The sequence below is a fragment of the Rhizobium sp. H4 genome (assembly GCF_003013335.1).
GTDB lineage: Bacteria > Pseudomonadota > Alphaproteobacteria > Rhizobiales > Rhizobiaceae > Rhizobium > Rhizobium sophoriradicis.
In genome coordinates this window covers 78,492-93,443 of the sequence record NZ_PSOW01000017.1, presented here as the reverse complement: position 1 = coordinate 93,443, position 14,952 = coordinate 78,492, and the positions used below count along the sequence as shown (strand labels likewise).

Here is a 14,952-nt window from a genome sequence, read left to right as displayed (position 1 = left end):
GGTCATTGACCAACGACCGGCGATATGCGCCTCCTTCCCCATCGCATAAGGACAATTCAATGCTCAAGTTTCTGCTCGCCCTTTCGGTCAGCACCCTGTTCGTCTCGCCGGTTCAGGCGACCGACCTTTTTCCCGCCACCAAGGCCTGCGTGCCCGGCAAGCCGCATTGCGAGCGATGGACCGATGAGTTCAAGAGATCGCTGGCGCTGGCGCAGAAGGGCGATCACGTCGCCCAGCAGACCGTGGCCTTCTGCCTGTACTCCGGCTGCCACGGCGCCGTCGCCGTCGACAGGGTCGCCTCCTGCAGCTGGTACCTCGTCATCGTCAATTCGGGTGCCGCGACGGTGCTCGACCGCTCCAATCTCAGAAATACCTGCCGGCCGATGACGCCGGCGCAGAAGGATGAAGCCCGCGCCTTGTCTGGCGAGCTCATCCGCAAGCTCTACAATCGCGCACCTGCTGAAAGCGATCAGATGTGACCTCGCCTGCCGGCCACGTCCGGTTGACGATAAATCTGATTGCCCTCCCGGCTTTCGCCGCTATTCTGCCGGCAACGACAATCGGGAGGACCACTGATGATCCTGCACTGCGTGTTCCTGCGGCTGAAGACCGCGATGACGATCGACGACAAGCAGGCGTTGTTTGCCGCGATCGTCGCGCTGAAACAGGTCATTCCCGGCATCGTGGATATCAAATACGGGCCGAATGTCTCGCCCGAGGGGCTGCATGGCGGCTTCGTCGACGGCTTTGCCGTCACCTTCGAAAGCCCTGAAGCCCGGGACGCCTATCTCGTCCATCCCGAACATGTGGTCGTCGGCGAGCGCATCGTCTCCTCGACCGACGGAGGCCTCGCCGGCATTCTGGTCTTCGATCTCAATATGTAAAAGCGCATCTGGGACGGCTGGGCCATGAATCAGGAAATCCGGCTTTTTGGCGCGATCGCTGTCCGACCCGCCGTCCTTGCTCTCATCCCCCGGTTCGAGATGGCCACAGGTTTGACTGTTGCGGCCAGGTGGGAGGTCAATTCCACGGTCAAGAAGCACATCGAAGCCGGCGAGCCTTTCGACCTCGTCATCATCAACCCTGATATGGTTGAGGCGCTGACCGCCTCGGGAAAAGTCAAGGCGGGAAGCTAGGTGGCGTTCGGCAGAATCGGGATGGGGGTGGCGGCCAAGGCAGGCAGCCGGCCGCTCGACATCGGATCGACAGAAGCGTTCAAACGAGCATTGAAGAACGCGAAATCGATCGCCTATGCCAGTGACGGAACCAGCGGCGGCTATTTTTCCAGTCTGCTGGATCGGCTGGGAATAGCAGATGAGGTAAAGCCCCGGCTGGTGGCTGCGCCAGGAGGACAGACAGCATCGGCTGTCGCCCGTGGGGAAGCCGAGTTGGCCGTCGTCCCCGTGACGTCAATTTTCGCTGCTGCGCCCGAGGTCATGCTTATCGGCCGGTTTCCGGCAGAACTCCAAAGTTACATCGACTTTGCCGTGGGCATCGGCGCCGATGCCAGCGACGCTGAAGCTGCGGGGCAGCTCTCGGAATTTCTGGTGTCGGCAGCCGTGGATGACGTCCTGGCGGCCAAAGGCGTCGAGCGACGCCGCGAAGCGATTTGACATGGGAGCATGACGCCGAAGCGAATCCCGGCATCATGCTTTTCACCATCCGACCGCCCTCAGCTCGATTTCGCCATGGCGGTGGCGAGCTGGTCGACATTGTAGCGGAACATCTTCTCATAGGTCGGCGCCGGTCCCTTGGCGTCGGAGAGCGATTCGACATAGAGCTCGCCGCCCGGTGCCGCACCCGTTGCCTTGGCGACCTGCTTGACCAGCCGCGGATCGTTGGAATTTTCGAAGAAATAGGCTTTCACATGCTCGCTCTTGATCTGTTCGATCAGCTTGGCGACGTCGGCGGCCGAGGCCTCGCTCTCGGTGGAGAGACCGAGCGGCGCGAGGAAGCTCACCTTGTATTCGCGGCCGAAATAGCCGAAGGCGTCGTGGCTGGTCAGCACCTTGCGGCGATCCTCGGCGATCGTATCGAATTTCGAATGGGCATAGGCGTTCAGCTCATCGAGCTTCTGGGTATATTTCTCGGCATTGGCCTTGAAGGCGGCGGCGTCGGCGGGATCGGCTGATGACAGCGCCTTTTCGATATTGGCGACCCAGACCTTGACGTTCACAGGGCTGTTCCAGACATGCGGATCGGTGATGGTCTTGCCGTCCTCCTCCATGGTGCGGGTGTTGATGCCCTCGGAAACCGTCACCGGCTTGCCCTTGTAGCCCGAGGCGGTGATCAGCCGATCCATCCAGCCTTCCAGCCCTTCGCCGCTGACGAAGGTGACTTCGGCCGCCTTCAAGTTCTTCGCGTCGGCCGGCGACGGCTCGAATTCATGGGGATCGCCATTCGGTCCGACGAGGCTCGTGACATGAACATGGTCGCCGCCGACCTGTTTCACGACATCGGCAAGCACGGTGAAGGACGCCACAACCTTCAGCGTTGCGGCCGAAGCGGGTGCGGCCGAGAACACCATCAGTGCGGGAAGTGCGGCGGCGGAGAGAAGCAGTCTGCGCGATATCATCGAAGTCTCCTTGAAATCAGCCCTTCAGATGCGGGCGGGGAAAGAAGCGCCGGGCGATGCCGGAGGGCGCGAAAAGGATCGAGAAGGCGTAAAACAGCGCCGCAGTCATGATGATCGTCGGGCCGGAGGCGAGCTCGAGATGGTAGGAAGCGATCAGGCCGAGATAGCCGGAGGCGGCCGCACTGGCGGTCGCAATCAGCATCATCACGGCCAAGCTGCGCGACCAGAGCTGGGCGATTGCCGCCGGCAGCATCATCAGGCCGACCGCCATCAGCGTGCCGAGCGCCTGGAAGCTGGCGACGAGGTTCAGCACCACCAGCAGCAGGAAGAGGACGTGATAGACCGGCCCGCGCCCGCCGACGGCCCTCAAGAAACCCGGGTCGAAACATTCGGCCACCAGCGGCCGGTAGATCGCGGCAAGGATGACGAGCGTCAGCGAGGTGATGGCGCCTATCTGATAAAGGGCGGGCGCATCGATCGCCAGGATGGTGCCAAAGAGCACGTGCAGCAGATCGATGTTCGAGCCGCGCAGCGAGACGATCAGCACGCCGAGCGCCAGCGAAGCGAGATAGAAGCTCGCAAAGCTTGCATCCTCGCGCAGCACGGTCATGCGGCTGACGGCGCCGGACAGCAGCGCCACCGACAGCCCGGCGACAAGGCCGCCGAGGCCCATCGCCGTCAAGGAGAGCGAGCCGGCGACGAGATAACCGATCGCCGCCCCCGGCAGCACGGCGTGGCTCATGGCGTCGCCCATCAGGCTCATGCGCCGCAGCATCAGGAAGACGCCGATCGGCCCCGAGCCGAGCCCGAGGCAGAGGCAGGCGACAAGGGCGCGGCGCATGAAACCAAAATCGGCGAAGGGCGCCAGGAAGAGATCGTAAGCCGTCATGCCGCCGGCGCCTCCGCCGGGCTGCAAGCCTCGGCATCCTCATCCCAGCGCTCGGCCATGGCGCGCGCCTTCATGAGATTGGCGGACGACATGACATCGCTGGTCGGCCCCCATCCCACAAGCTCGCGGGCGAGCAGCAGCGTCTGAGGGAAATGCGTCCGGACGAGCTCGAAATCATGCAGCACGGCAATGACGGTGCGGCCCTCGCCGTGCCAGCGGGCGACGATATCGAGCAGATCCCTGGTCGTGCGGGCGTCGATTGCCGTGAACGGCTCGTCGAGCAGAATGACGCCGGCATCCTGCAAGAGCAGGCGGGCAAAGAGCACGCGCTGGAACTGGCCGGCCGAGAGCGATCCGACATGGCGTCTGCCGAAGCCTTCGAGACCGACGGCGGCAAGCGCCTCGCCCGCCCTTTTCACATCGGCCGGCGCGACACGCCCGAAGGCTCCCCTGCTCTTCCAGGCGCCGAGCATGACGGTGTCGATGACCGAGATCGGGAAACGCCGATCGATCTCGGCCGCCTGCGGGAGATAGCCGAATTCCGCCCGCCCCAGCCGGTGCTCGACCCTGCCCTCGGCGGGACGCAGCTCGCCCATGATCGCCTTCAGCAGCGTCGACTTGCCCGCCCCGTTCGGCCCGGCGATCGCCGTCAGGCTGCCTGGCGCAAAGGCGCCGGAGAGATGATGGACGGCGGGGTGTCTGTCATAGGCGACCGTGAGATCTTCAAGCCGGATCAATCGCGTCATGGCAGCAGAACCGCCCAGTGAATGGCCAGCCAGAGCGCTGCAATGACCAGCGAGATGCCGATCACCCTTGAGAAGGCCGATTGCCCCAGCAGGCTGACGGGGGGGCGATCGGGGTTCGGGGGCATGGCTCATCCTGACAATGTAATAACATTACTGTTATGTTATAACGATTGCGGCGGGATTGAGGCGGAGCCTCTTGACGGGTTTGATATTGCGGGACGGCAAGGTGCGGCCATTTGACAGCCGGACGCTTCAGAGCCGAATTTGGTTCATGATGCTGCGGCCGTGCCGCACGCGTGCATTCTGCCATACCGTGCTGTCTTGCTCCGTAAGCCACCCCACCCTCCGTCCTCCTCGGGCTTGACCCGAGGATCCACTCTGCCCTCGATCGGACTGGGCGTGGATCCCAGGCTCGGAGGCCTGGGATGACGGAGACTGGGGGTGCGTTTCTGGCAAACTCGCCGTCGGGCGTGCGCTCCACTTAGGATGCCGGTCGGGGTCAGCCTGAGCGCGATGCATCCTCAAGGGAGCGAACGAGGCACATCCGGCGGGCCTGCGTCAACTCTCGAGCGCATCCAGATGGACATTGGAGAGTTGGAGCCAGGGTGGATTGTCGGCATACATTTCGCGGATAAGCAGCTTTATCGATTCGATCCGACCGCCGGCTTCGTCACGGCGATAGCTCATGATGATGGGTGAGGTCGCTCTCTCGTCGGCAATCATGCGATAGCAGACATCGTCCGGCCGCTGGCGCTGCGAGGCCGCGGGGATGATGCAGAGGCCGGCGCCCGCAGCGACCATGCCCAGCGCCGTCTGGATTTCGCGAACCTCCTCGACATGTCCGGGATTGACGTTGATCTCGCCAAGCAGGTTCAGCGTCTCGTCCGCAAAGCTTGGCCGGGGCGTCGAGGGATAGATGATCAGGGATTCCCCCTCCAACTCGGAAAGCGCGATAGGCTCCTTGGCGATGGATTTGGCATGGTTCTTCGGAAAGGCGACGACAAGCCGCTCCTCTCGGAGCGTCAGCCGTTCGACTTCCCTGTCGTTGAAACGCACCCTGCCGAAACCCAGATCGATGCGTCGTTCCTTGAGCGCAGTCACCTGTTCCGTCGACATCATTTCCCGGATCTCGATATCGAGGTCGGGCCAGCGCTGCCGCATGCGCCTGACGAGGTCCGGCATGCCTCCATAGAGGGTGGAGCCGACGCAGCCGATGACGAACCGTTCGCGCTGATCCTTTCCTATTCTCCGGGTCTGATCACGGATATGCTCGAGCCGAGCGATGATCTGCGAGGTCTGGTCGAAGAAGAACCGTCCCGCCTCCGTCAAGCTCAGCGGCCGCCTGGACCTGTCGATCAGGCTTACGCCGAGCTCCTCCTCCAGCTGTTGGATCTGCCGGCTGAGCGGCGGCTGGGCGATGTGGAGAATTTCCGCGGCGCGCGAGAAATTGCGCTCGGTGGCGACCGCCACGAAATAGCGGAGTTGGCGCAGCTCCATTCCTATTATACCTCCCAGGTATAGAGTTCGACCTATATAGTCTTGGACCTTACCCTAAACGAGGGCTAGCCTTCCTGCAAATTAAGGGAGGAAGTGCAGTGCGCGCGGAAATTCGGATCGTTTCCATCGAGGCTACTATACTCGATCTGCCGACCATCCGGCCGCACACGCTCTCAATGGTCACCATGAGCCGCCAGAGCATGACGATCGTGCGTGTTCGCTGCTCCGATGGGATCGATGGCCTCGGTGAAGGCACGACCATCGGCGGTCTCGCCTACGGGCCGGAGAGCCCGGAAGGCATGAAGCTCACCATCGACGAATATATCGCGCCGCTGCTTCTCGGCCGCGACCCGACGCGCGTACAGGCGACGATGGATCTCGTTCGGAAGGCGGTAAAGGGCAATCACTTTGCCAAATGCGCCGTTGAATCCGCGTTGCTGGATTGCCAGGCCCGCCGCCTCGGCGTGTCGATGTCGGAGCTGCTCGGCGGCCGGCGTCGCGAGAAACTGCCGGTTGCCTGGACGCTCGCGTCCGGCGATACCGCAAAGGATATCGAAGAGGCGCAGGCGCTGCTCGACCGGCGCCGCCACAAGGACTTCAAGCTGAAGATCGGCGTCAAGTCGATCAAGGAGGATATCCGCCACGTGGCGGCCATCCGCAAGGCGCTGCCGGACATGGCCTCGGTTCGTGTGGACGTGAACATGGCCTGGCGGGAACGCGAGGCGCGCAATGCGATTGCGGCACTCACCGATGCGGGCTGCGTCTTGGTGGAGCAGCCGGTGTGCGGTGTGGCGCCGCTTGCCCGGCTGACGCGCGGGTCGCCGATCGCCATGATGGCCGATGAAGTGCTCGTCGGTCCCGAAAGCGCACTCGAAGCGGTGACGGCGCACGCAGCCGACGTGTTCTCGATCAAGATCGAGCAGGCAGGCGGCTTGTTCGCCGCCGCCAAGGTCGTCGCCATCGCCGAGACGGCCGGCATCGGCATCTATGGCGGCACCATGCTCGAAGGGCCGATCGGCACGATCGCTGCTGCGCAGTTGATGGCCGGCGTGAAGGATCTGCAATGGGGCACGGAGTTTTTCGGCCCGCTGCTGCTGACCGAAGAGATCCTCGCCACGCCTTTGGATTACAGCGATTTCGAACTGACCATTCCCAACGGACCGGGACTGGGGATCGAACTGGACGAGGATCGCATGGCGTTCTTTGTTCGGGGCAGAGTGCGCAAGACGATCAGCATTGCCGGATAAGGGAGGCGATGATGCTTTTCCATGTAAGGATGGATGTGAAGATTCCCCATGATCTACCCTCGGCGGAGGCGGCGGAGATCATCGCTCGGGAAAAGACCTATTCGCATGAGCTGCAGCGCAGCCGCAAATGGCGACATATCTGGCGCATTGCCGGTGAATACGCGAACTACAGCATCTTCGACGTGACGGACAATACGGAGCTGCACGAGATCCTGTCGGGGCTGCCGTTGTTCAAGTTCATGGACATCGAAGTGACGCCGCTGCTGCGGCATCCCTCGGCGATCCGCGAGGACGACACCTAGCGCCATGTTCGGCGCGGGACGGAAGCCGCATCGACTTTCTGAGCAATCCAAGAGGAGGAAAAAATGAGCGTGAAGATTTTCGGCAGGCCCGACATTCAGGACTTTCTGAGTGTCCTCAGCGGCCTCGACAAGGACGGCGGCAATCCGCGCGTCAAACTGATCGTCCATCGGATCATGTCCGACCTGTTCAAGGCGATCGACGATCTCGATATCACCCCCGACGAATATTGGAGCGGCATTGCCTGGCTCAATGAGATCGGCGCCGCCGGCCAGGCCGGCCTGATCTCGCCCGGTCTCGGTCTCGATCATTTCCTAGACGAACGCCTCGATGCGATCGATGAGGCGCTGGGCATCGAAAATCCGACGCCGCGCACGATCGAGGGTCCGCTCTATGTGGCCGGCGCACCGGTCTGTCACGGCTTTGCCCGTCTCGATGACGGCACCGACGCCAATGGTCACACACTGATCATGCACGGCACCGTCTATGGTTCTGACGGCAAGCCGCAGCCGGGTGCGACTGTCGAAGTCTGGCATTGCGACACCCGCGGTTTCTATTCGCATTTCGACCCGACCGGCAAGCAGGCGCCGTTCAACATGCGCCGCACGATCGTGACTGACGAACAGGGCTGTTACAAATTCCAGAGCATCGTGCCGCACGGCTATGGCGTGCCGCCGGGCAGCCCGACGGAACAGCTGCTTTCCGCCCTCGGGCGCCACGGCCAGCGGCCGGCGCATATCCATCTCTTCATCAGCGCCGACGGCCATCGCAAGCTGACGACCCAGATCAACATCGAAGGCGATCCGCTGGTCAACGACGATTTTGCCTATGCGACGCGAGACGGCCTGGTTCCGGCCCTGATCGAGCGCAGCGACGAGGCCAGCATCAAGGCCAATGGTTTGAGCGGCCCATTCGCCGAGATCACGTTCGACATCCATCTGACCGCACTGGTGGACGGCATCGACAACCAGATCAACGAACAGCGCAAACGCGCCGCCGCGTAAACGGCAAGGAGGGCGGCTGAATAGCCGCCAGCCCGCATATCATCGTCATCATCGACACTGTTGCAAAGGTTGCGCCGGTTATTGCGCACTTTGCGGGAGAAAAACCATGTCTGCGATCATCGACAAAGCAAGAGACCTCGATCATCTGCTTGCCACTGCCGTGCAGGACGACAAGGAGGCCGGCCTGTTCCGTTGCCGCCGGGACATCTTCACCGACGAAGACCTCTTCGAGCTGGAGATATCTTCGAAGGCAATTGGGTTTATCTGGCCCATGAGAGTCAGATTCCGGAACACAACGATTATTACACGACCTATATCGGCCGTCAGCCGGTCGTCATCACTCGCGACAAAAACGGCGAGCTGCACGCGGTCATCAACGCCTGCGCCCACCGCGGCGCGATGCTGTGCCGCCGCAAGCACGGCAACAAGGGCAGCTTCACCTGCCCCTTCCACGGCTGGACCTTTTCCAACACCGGCAAGCTGCTCAAGGTCAAGGACGAGAAGACCACCCAGTATCCGCCTCAGTTCGCGCAGAACGGTTCGCACGACCTGAAGCGCGTTCCCCGGTTCGAGAATTATCGGGGCTTTCTGTTCGGCAGCCTGAATGATGAGGTCGCGACGCTCGCGGACTATCTCGGCGAGACGAAGGTCATCATCGACCAGATCGTCGACCAGGCGCCGGACGGGCTTGAAGTGCTGCGGGGCAATTCGTCCTACATCTACGACGGAAACTGGAAGCTGCAGATGGAAAACGGCTGCGACGGCTATCACGTCAGTTCCGTGCACTGGAACTACGCCGCAACAATGGGGCGGCGCAAGGAAGAGGGCACGAAGGCGGTCGACGCCAACAGCTGGAGCAAATCGATTGCCGGCGTCTATGGTTTCGAGAACGGCCACATCCTGTTGTGGACCAACACGATGAACCCCGAAGTGCGTCCTATCTACGACCAGAAAGACGAGATCGCAGCCCGCGTCGGCGCCGAGAAGGCAAACTTCATCGTCAACCAGACCCGCAACCTCTGCCTCTACCCGAATGTGTTCCTGATGGACCAGTTCAGCACGCAGATCCGCGTGACCCGCCCGATCAGCGTCGACAAGACCGAAATCAATATCTTCTGCTTCGCGCCGAAGGGCGAAAGCGAGGCCGATCGCCGGCTCCGCATCCGCCAATACGAGGATTTCTTCAACGTGTCCGGCATGGGCACGGCCGACGACCTGGAAGAATTCCGCGCCTGCCAGTCCGGATATGCAGGCACAGCAGCGCTCTGGAACGACCTGTCGCGGGGTGCGCCGCTCTGGATCGATGGTCCTGACGAAAACGCGAAGCAGATGGGCATCGCACCGCTGCTGTCGGGCGAGCGCAGCGAGGACGAGGGCCTGTTCGTTCGCCAGCACGAATACTGGGCTAGGGTGATGCGCCAGGCACTGTCCGCCGAAAAGAACGGAGTTGTCCCATGAGCATTTCCCATGACGCCATCTGCGCGTTCCTTTATCGGGAAGCGCGTCTCCTGGACGATCGCGAGTGGGACGAATGGCTGACCTGCTATGCACCCGACGTGACCTACTGGATGCCGGCCTGGGATGACGACGATCGGATTACCGAAGACCCTCAGTCGCAGATTTCGCTGATCTACTACCCGAACCGCGACGGCCTGGAAGACCGCGTGTTTCGGATCAAGCCCGAGCGGTCTGGCGCGTCGACCCCCGAGCCTCGAACCAGCCACAACGTGACCAATGTCGAGGTACTGGCGGATCGGAGCGGGGAAGTGGACGTGCGCTACAACTTCCACACGCTGAACCACCGCTACAAGGTCACCGACCAGTTCTTCGGCACAATGTTCGTCACTCTGCGCAAGCACGGTGACAACCTTCTGATCGCAAAGAAGAAAATCGTGCTGAAGAACGACTACATCCGCCAGGTCATCGACGTCTACCACATCTGAAGGCCGGCGCGCGCAGCCGAGACCTTGAGGAGGAGTCATGTGCTACAAGATCGCATTGAATTTTGAAGACGGCGTAACCCGTTTCATCGGGTGCAAGAGCGGCGAGAAGGTTCTCGACGCGGCCTATCGCGCCAAGATCAACCTGCCGATGGACTGTTCCGACGGCGTCTGCGGCACCTGCAAGTGTCGCGCCGAAAGCGGCTCCTACGATCTCGGCGATGATTTTATCGATGACGCGCTTACCGCCGACGAGGCAGAGGCCGGGCTGGTGCTGACCTGCCAGATGAGGCCCTCATCCGACTGCGTCATAGCGGTGCCGACGACATCAACCGCCTGCAAGACCGGGCAACAGAAATTCACCGCCACGGTGGCGGCTGTCGTGCCGCACAAGGATGCGGCGATCGTATTGGAACTGGATGTGGACGCAGAGGCCGCTCCCTCCTTCCTGCCCGGCCAGTATGTCAATATCGACGTGCCGGGCAGCGGCCGGAGCCGTTCCTATTCGTTCAGCACAGCGCCGGGCGAGCAACGCATCGGCTTCCTGATCAAGAAAATCCCGGGTGGATTGATGAGCAGCTGGCTTGCCAAGGCCCAGCCCGGTGACAGGCTCAATCTGACCGGGCCCCTGGGCAGCTTTTATCTGCGCATTGTCGAGCGGCCGCTTCTGTTTTTGGCCGGAGGCACCGGTCTTGCGCCGTTCCTCTCGATGCTCGAGGTTCTTGCCCGCGCAGGATCGGAGCAGGAAATCCATTTGATCTACGGCGTGACGCGCGATCTCGATCTGGTTCTCGTCGACGAGATCGAGGCCTATGCCGCGCGCCTGCCCAACTTCAGCTTCACCACGGTGGTGGCCGAGGAGGCCTCGAGCCATCCGCGTAAGGGATGGGTTACGCAACATATGCCGGCCAAGCTGCTTCATGACGGCGATATCGACGTCTATCTCTGCGGTCCCCCGCCGATGGTCGATGCGGTGCGCAAACATTTCGACGCCAACGGCGTGAAGCCCAACAGCTTCCAATACGAAAAATTCACGCCCAATGCGGCGGCGAAGGAGGCAGCATGAGCGCGCCGCGCGTTACCGGTCGGTTTGACGGCAAGGTGCTGGTCGTTACCGGCGCCGCGCAGGGCATCGGCCGTGCCGTGGCCGTCCGTGCCGCGAAGGAGGGCGGCAAGGTGCTGTTCGTCGACCGCGCCGATTTCGTGGCGGAGATCGCAGCCGAAGCCGGCGCCGCCGAAACTGCCGCCTTCAATGCCGATCTGGAGACCTATGACGGCGCGGTTTCCGCGATGCGCTTCGCCGAGCAACGCTTCGGCGGCATCGATATCCTGATCAACAATGTCGGCGGCGCCATCCGCATGCGCCCCTTCGCGGAATTCGAAGCGCAGCAGATCGACGCGGAGATCCGCCGCTCGCTGATGCCGACGCTCTATTGCTGCCATGCCGTCCTGCCGCATCTCTTCGCACGGGGCGGCGGCACCATCGTCAACATATCCTCGAATGCAACGCGCGGCATCCATCGCGTGCCTTATTCGGCGGCCAAAGGCGGCGTGAACGCCATCACCCAGTCGCTTGCCATGGAACTGGCTGAGCGCAACATCCGCGTCGTCGCCACCGCACCGGGCGGCACGGAAGCGCCTGCGCGTCGGATTCCGCGCAATGGCGCGGGCGATACGGATGCGGAGAAGGCCTGGATGGCCGAAGTCGTCTGCCAGGTGAAGCAATCCAGTCTCATGAAGCGGTACGCGACCATCGAGGAACAGGTGGCGCCGATCCTGTTCCTCGCCTCGGACGAAGCGTCCTACATCACCGGCAGCGTACTGCCCGTGGCCGGGGGCGATACCGGCTGACATCTCAATACTGACTGCGTTAAAACTCAGGGAGGAGCCATGATGCGCACGATCGATGTGAATGAAGCGATAGACAACAATCCATTCGGAAGATTTCAGTGGTCGGTGGTGGCGCTCTGCGCGCTGCTGCTGATCGTCGACGGTTATGACGTCTTCGTGGCCGGCACCGTGCTGCCGACGCTGATTGCGGAATGGGGCCTGACCAAACCGCAGGCCGGTGCGCTGCAGGCCTGGGCGCTGTTCGGGATGATGTTCGGAGCCCTCGCTTTCGGCTCCCTGGCCGACAGGATCGGACGCAAGAAGGGCATTGCGATCAGCTTCGTGCTTTTCACCCTTTCCACCCTTCTGACCGGTTTTGCCAGTTCGCCCGACCAGTTCAAAATCTTTCGCTTCGTCGCCGGTCTCGGCTGCGGCGGACTGATGCCCAATGCGGTAGCGCTGATGAACGAATATGCCCCTAAGCGGCTCCGCAGCACCATCGTGGCGCTGATGTTCTCCGGTTATTCCGTCGGCGGCATGGTTGCCGCAGGGCTAGGCATCGGCATGATCCCGCAATATGGCTGGCAGCCGATGTTCTTCGTCGCCGCCCTGCCGTTGCTGATGCTGCCGCTGGTGCTCTGGAAGCTGCCCGAATCCCTTGGCTTTCTGATCCGCCAGGGCCAGCAGGAGAAAGCCAGACGGATCTATGCGAAGATCGATCCGTCGGCGCGCCTCGGCAAAGACGACATGCTGGTCTTCACCGAAACCAAGGGCGCGTCCGCATCGGTCGCCGAACTGTTCCGCCACCAGCGCACGTTGCGCACGCTCATGCTCTGGGTGGCCTTGTTCTGCTGCCTGCTGCTTGTCTATCTGCTGTCGTCCTGGCTGCCGAAAGTGCTGCAGGAAGCCGGCTATGCCGAAAGAGCGAGCCTTGTCAGCCTCTTCTCACTCAACTTCGGCGGCATGGTCGGCGCCATCGCCGGCGGTTGGCTGGGCGACCGTTTCGGCCTTCCGAAGGTCGTCGTCGGCTTCTTCGTGGCGGCGGCCCTGTCGATCGCGCTGATTGGTTTCAATCTGCCTGCCGGGCTGCTGTTCCTGGCGATCTTCATCGCCGGCGCCACCACCATCGGCACGCAGATCCTGCTTTATGCGAGCGTCGCGCAGCTCTATAACCTCTCCGTCCGTTCGACGGGGCTGGGCTGGGCGTCCGGCGTGGGCCGTATCGGCGCCATCGTCGGCCCGACCCTCGGCGGCGTGCTTCTGGCACAACAGCTGCCGCTGCAGCAGAACTTCCTGATCTTCGCGATCCCCGCGGCGGTCTCGGCGCTCGCCATGCTGATCTTCGCGATCAGCAACGCCCGCCGCGCCGGCGCCGTCGTGCTGGCTGCCGCATAAGAGTGCGGAACGCATGCTTCCGCCGACGGCCATCCCAATGTGGCCGCCGGCGCCTTCGCGTCGCAACTGCGCCGACGCCTGGATAGGAGGTTCGGCCGGATCGTCGGGAAATTACCTCCAGACACTTCTAAAAACCGAAAGTCGTCAAGCCATGCCCTATCTCGATCTCGCCAGCCACCGCCTGCACTATCGCATCGACGGTGACAGGAGTGCGGCCGGCAAGCCGTGGCTCATGTTCTGCAATTCGCTTGGAACCGATCTGCACATGTGGGATGCACAGGCAGCCGCATTGTCACAGCACCACCGCGTGCTGCGTTATGACCGCCGCGGCCACGGTCGCTCGTCGGCGCCGCCACCGCCTTATGCGCTGTCAGACTTCGGCAAGGATGTCCTTTCGCTGCTCGATGCGCTGGAGATAGAGCGGACGCATTTCTGCGGCCTGTCCATCGGCGGCCTGACCGGGCAATGGCTGGGCATTCATGCCGGACAACGTCTGGGCAAGATCGTTGTGTGTGCGACCTCCGCCAGGATCGGCACCGCCGAAAGCTGGGTCGCGCGTATGGAGGCCGTGCAGGAAAACGGCCTTGGCGGGCTTACCGCGGCCACGGCAGAACGCTGGTTCACGCCGGCGTTCAACGCTGGCCAACCTGGCATCGTGCGAGACATTCTCTATCGTTTCACCGCGACAACGGTCCAGGGCTATATCGGCGGTTGCGCGGCTCTGGCAACCACGGATTTGCGGGAAGAAATCACGCGGATCACCAACCCCCTGCTTGCCGTCTCCGGAAAAGAAGATCCGGTATGTCCGCCGTCCGATTTGGAGAGCATCGCCGTTCGTGTGCGGCAGGGTCGTCATCTGTCATTGCCGGGGCGGCATATCGTCAATGTCGAGTCGGCATCGGCGTTCAATGCTGCGCTGAGCGAGTTTCTCGACGATTGACAACTCGGAAAGGCGGCCGACCGGCCGCCCCTTTTACTGTCAGCAATGAAAACTCAAAGCAGTTCCAGCATCGCGGCAGCACCCGAGACGATGGCCTGGCCGGGGCTTTCCTCGACGTTGAGGGCCTTCACGACGCCATCTTCCACCAGCATCGAATAGCGCTTGGAGCGAAGGCCGAGGCCGCCGGCGGAGAGATCGGCTTCGAGGCCGACGGCCTTGGTGAAGCCGGCGTCCCAATCGGCGAGGAAGTGGATCTTGCCGAGGCCGCCGGAGGATTGCGCCCAGGCGCCCATGACATGCCAGTCATTGACGGCGAGGACGGCAATGTCGTCGACGCCCTTGCCGAGGATGGTGTCGCGGTTTTCGAGATAACCCGGCAGATGGTTCAGCGAGCAGGTGGGCGTAAAGGCGCCCGGCACGGCAAAGAGCACGACGCGCTTACCGGCAAAGAGCTGATCGGTGGTGATTTCGACCGGGCCGTCGGCAGTCTTTTCCTTGAAGGTGGCGGCAGGAAGCTTGTCGCCGATCGCGATGGTCATGGGTTTTCTCCTTTGTTCTGGTTTGCGGCGGATGCCGGCTTGGCGGGCGC

General features: G+C 62.4%; 16 protein-coding genes and 2 pseudogenes. 12 read left to right on the top strand and 6 right to left on the bottom strand.

Features of this window, described 5'->3' with window-relative positions; all coding sequences use genetic code 11:
* The first annotated feature begins 59 nt into the window (after positions 1 to 59).
* The 3 genes and pseudogenes from C4N04_RS24225 to C4N04_RS24215 all read left to right on the top strand — a co-directional run bounded on the left by C4N04_RS24225 (position 60) and on the right by C4N04_RS24215 (position 1,613).
* Positions 60 to 479 carry a hypothetical protein gene (locus C4N04_RS24225; RefSeq protein WP_106797201.1) on the top strand — a complete coding sequence of 140 codons (420 nt, stop codon included), beginning with the start codon at positions 60 to 62 and terminating at the stop codon, positions 477 to 479.
* A 96-nt stretch (positions 480 to 575) separates the two neighbouring features.
* Positions 576 to 884, top strand: a complete 309-nt coding sequence (locus tag C4N04_RS24220; RefSeq protein WP_038687345.1) for a Dabb family protein — start codon at positions 576 to 578, stop codon at positions 882 to 884.
* A gap of 24 nt (positions 885 to 908) precedes the next feature.
* Positions 909 to 1,613: pseudogene (locus C4N04_RS24215) on the top strand (substrate-binding domain-containing protein).
* Positions 1,614 to 1,672: 59 nt separating this feature from the next.
* On the opposite strand, the gene C4N04_RS24210 reads toward C4N04_RS24215, so the two are convergent.
* The 5 genes from C4N04_RS24210 to C4N04_RS24195 form a co-directional block, all read right to left on the bottom strand.
* A complete protein-coding gene (locus tag C4N04_RS24210) occupies positions 1,673 to 2,575 on the bottom strand; it encodes a zinc ABC transporter substrate-binding protein (protein WP_106797200.1) in 903 nt (300 codons plus the stop codon).
* 16 nt (positions 2,576 to 2,591) lie between these two features.
* Positions 2,592 to 3,464, bottom strand: a complete 873-nt coding sequence (locus C4N04_RS24205; RefSeq protein ID WP_039618285.1) for a metal ABC transporter permease — start codon at positions 3,462 to 3,464, stop codon at positions 2,592 to 2,594.
* Positions 3,461 to 4,210: a metal ABC transporter ATP-binding protein gene (locus C4N04_RS24200; RefSeq protein WP_106797199.1), complete on the bottom strand. Its 750-nt coding sequence runs from the start codon at positions 4,208 to 4,210 to the stop codon at positions 3,461 to 3,463. Before C4N04_RS24200 ends, C4N04_RS24205 begins: the two co-directional genes overlap by 4 nt.
* The gene (locus C4N04_RS32520; protein ID WP_280950813.1) at positions 4,207 to 4,335 is read right to left on the bottom strand and encodes a hypothetical protein; all 129 of its coding nucleotides are present in this window, start codon (positions 4,333 to 4,335) and stop codon (positions 4,207 to 4,209) included. Before C4N04_RS32520 ends, C4N04_RS24200 begins: the two co-directional genes overlap by 4 nt.
* 433 nt (positions 4,336 to 4,768) lie before the next feature.
* Positions 4,769 to 5,707 (bottom strand): LysR family transcriptional regulator, encoded by a 939-nt coding sequence (locus C4N04_RS24195; protein ID WP_009997087.1) that lies wholly within the window; start codon positions 5,705 to 5,707, stop codon positions 4,769 to 4,771.
* Between the two features lie 98 nt (positions 5,708 to 5,805).
* Here C4N04_RS24195 and C4N04_RS24190 point away from each other — a divergent pair, with 98 nt between their 5' ends.
* The 9 genes and pseudogenes from C4N04_RS24190 to pcaD all read left to right on the top strand — a co-directional run bounded on the left by C4N04_RS24190 (position 5,806) and on the right by pcaD (position 14,363).
* Positions 5,806 to 6,954, top strand: coding sequence for a muconate/chloromuconate family cycloisomerase (locus C4N04_RS24190; RefSeq protein WP_077990937.1), 1,149 nt, complete (start codon positions 5,806 to 5,808; stop codon positions 6,952 to 6,954).
* An 11-nt stretch (positions 6,955 to 6,965) separates the two neighbouring features.
* Positions 6,966 to 7,256: a muconolactone Delta-isomerase gene (catC, locus tag C4N04_RS24185; RefSeq protein WP_009997083.1), complete on the top strand. Its 291-nt coding sequence runs from the start codon at positions 6,966 to 6,968 to the stop codon at positions 7,254 to 7,256.
* Between the two features lie 63 nt (positions 7,257 to 7,319).
* A complete protein-coding gene (gene catA / locus C4N04_RS24180) occupies positions 7,320 to 8,258 on the top strand; it encodes a catechol 1,2-dioxygenase (RefSeq protein ID WP_077990939.1) in 939 nt (312 codons plus the stop codon).
* Between the two features lie 106 nt (positions 8,259 to 8,364).
* A pseudogene (locus C4N04_RS24175) lies at positions 8,365 to 9,716 on the top strand (Rieske 2Fe-2S domain-containing protein).
* On the top strand, positions 9,713 to 10,201 hold the full coding sequence (gene benB / locus C4N04_RS24170; RefSeq protein ID WP_106797198.1) for a benzoate 1,2-dioxygenase small subunit: 489 nt from the start codon (positions 9,713 to 9,715) through the stop codon (positions 10,199 to 10,201). The pseudogene C4N04_RS24175 and the gene benB overlap by 4 nt, the downstream one beginning before the upstream one ends.
* Positions 10,202 to 10,238: 37 nt before the next feature.
* Positions 10,239 to 11,264 carry a benzoate 1,2-dioxygenase electron transfer component BenC gene (benC, locus tag C4N04_RS24165; RefSeq protein WP_077990941.1) on the top strand — a complete coding sequence of 342 codons (1,026 nt, stop codon included), beginning with the start codon at positions 10,239 to 10,241 and terminating at the stop codon, positions 11,262 to 11,264.
* Positions 11,261 to 12,049, top strand: coding sequence for a benzoate diol dehydrogenase BenD (benD, locus tag C4N04_RS24160; protein ID WP_009997077.1), 789 nt, complete (start codon positions 11,261 to 11,263; stop codon positions 12,047 to 12,049). Before benC ends, benD begins: the two co-directional genes overlap by 4 nt.
* A gap of 39 nt (positions 12,050 to 12,088) precedes the next feature.
* Complete coding sequence (locus C4N04_RS24155) at positions 12,089 to 13,423, top strand: MFS transporter (protein ID WP_106797197.1); 1,335 nt, start codon at positions 12,089 to 12,091, stop codon at positions 13,421 to 13,423.
* Positions 13,424 to 13,574: 151 nt separating this feature from the next.
* Positions 13,575 to 14,363 (top strand): 3-oxoadipate enol-lactonase, encoded by a 789-nt coding sequence (gene pcaD / locus C4N04_RS24150; protein WP_077991117.1) that lies wholly within the window; start codon positions 13,575 to 13,577, stop codon positions 14,361 to 14,363.
* A 53-nt stretch (positions 14,364 to 14,416) separates the two neighbouring features.
* On the opposite strand, the gene C4N04_RS24145 is transcribed toward pcaD, so the two are convergent.
* Positions 14,417 to 14,902, bottom strand: a complete 486-nt coding sequence (locus C4N04_RS24145; protein WP_009986679.1) for a peroxiredoxin — start codon at positions 14,900 to 14,902, stop codon at positions 14,417 to 14,419.
* Between the last annotated feature and the right edge of the window lie 50 nt (positions 14,903 to 14,952).

Bases quoted from the DNA above. Each gene is read 5' to 3' on its own strand.
- C4N04_RS32520 (WP_280950813.1), bottom strand. From the start codon at position 4,335: ATGCCCCCGAACCCCGATCGCCCCCCCGTCAGCCTGCTGGGGCAATCG.
- C4N04_RS24155 (WP_106797197.1), top strand. From the start codon at position 12,089: ATGATGCGCACGATCGATGTGAATGAAGCGATAGACAACAATCCATTC.
- C4N04_RS24145 (WP_009986679.1), bottom strand. From the start codon at position 14,902: ATGACCATCGCGATCGGCGACAAGCTTCCTGCCGCCACCTTCAAGGAA.
- C4N04_RS24205 (WP_039618285.1), bottom strand. From the start codon at position 3,464: ATGACGGCTTACGATCTCTTCCTGGCGCCCTTCGCCGATTTTGGTTTC.
- C4N04_RS24225 (WP_106797201.1), top strand. From the start codon at position 60: ATGCTCAAGTTTCTGCTCGCCCTTTCGGTCAGCACCCTGTTCGTCTCG.
- catC (WP_009997083.1), top strand. From the start codon at position 6,966: ATGCTTTTCCATGTAAGGATGGATGTGAAGATTCCCCATGATCTACCC.
- C4N04_RS24210 (WP_106797200.1), bottom strand. From the start codon at position 2,575: ATGATATCGCGCAGACTGCTTCTCTCCGCCGCCGCACTTCCCGCACTG.
- benC (WP_077990941.1), top strand. From the start codon at position 10,239: ATGTGCTACAAGATCGCATTGAATTTTGAAGACGGCGTAACCCGTTTC.
- pcaD (WP_077991117.1), top strand. From the start codon at position 13,575: ATGCCCTATCTCGATCTCGCCAGCCACCGCCTGCACTATCGCATCGAC.
- C4N04_RS24220 (WP_038687345.1), top strand. From the start codon at position 576: ATGATCCTGCACTGCGTGTTCCTGCGGCTGAAGACCGCGATGACGATC.
- catA (WP_077990939.1), top strand. From the start codon at position 7,320: ATGAGCGTGAAGATTTTCGGCAGGCCCGACATTCAGGACTTTCTGAGT.
- C4N04_RS24195 (WP_009997087.1), bottom strand. From the start codon at position 5,707: ATGGAGCTGCGCCAACTCCGCTATTTCGTGGCGGTCGCCACCGAGCGC.
- C4N04_RS24200 (WP_106797199.1), bottom strand. From the start codon at position 4,210: ATGACGCGATTGATCCGGCTTGAAGATCTCACGGTCGCCTATGACAGA.
- benD (WP_009997077.1), top strand. From the start codon at position 11,261: ATGAGCGCGCCGCGCGTTACCGGTCGGTTTGACGGCAAGGTGCTGGTC.
- benB (WP_106797198.1), top strand. From the start codon at position 9,713: ATGAGCATTTCCCATGACGCCATCTGCGCGTTCCTTTATCGGGAAGCG.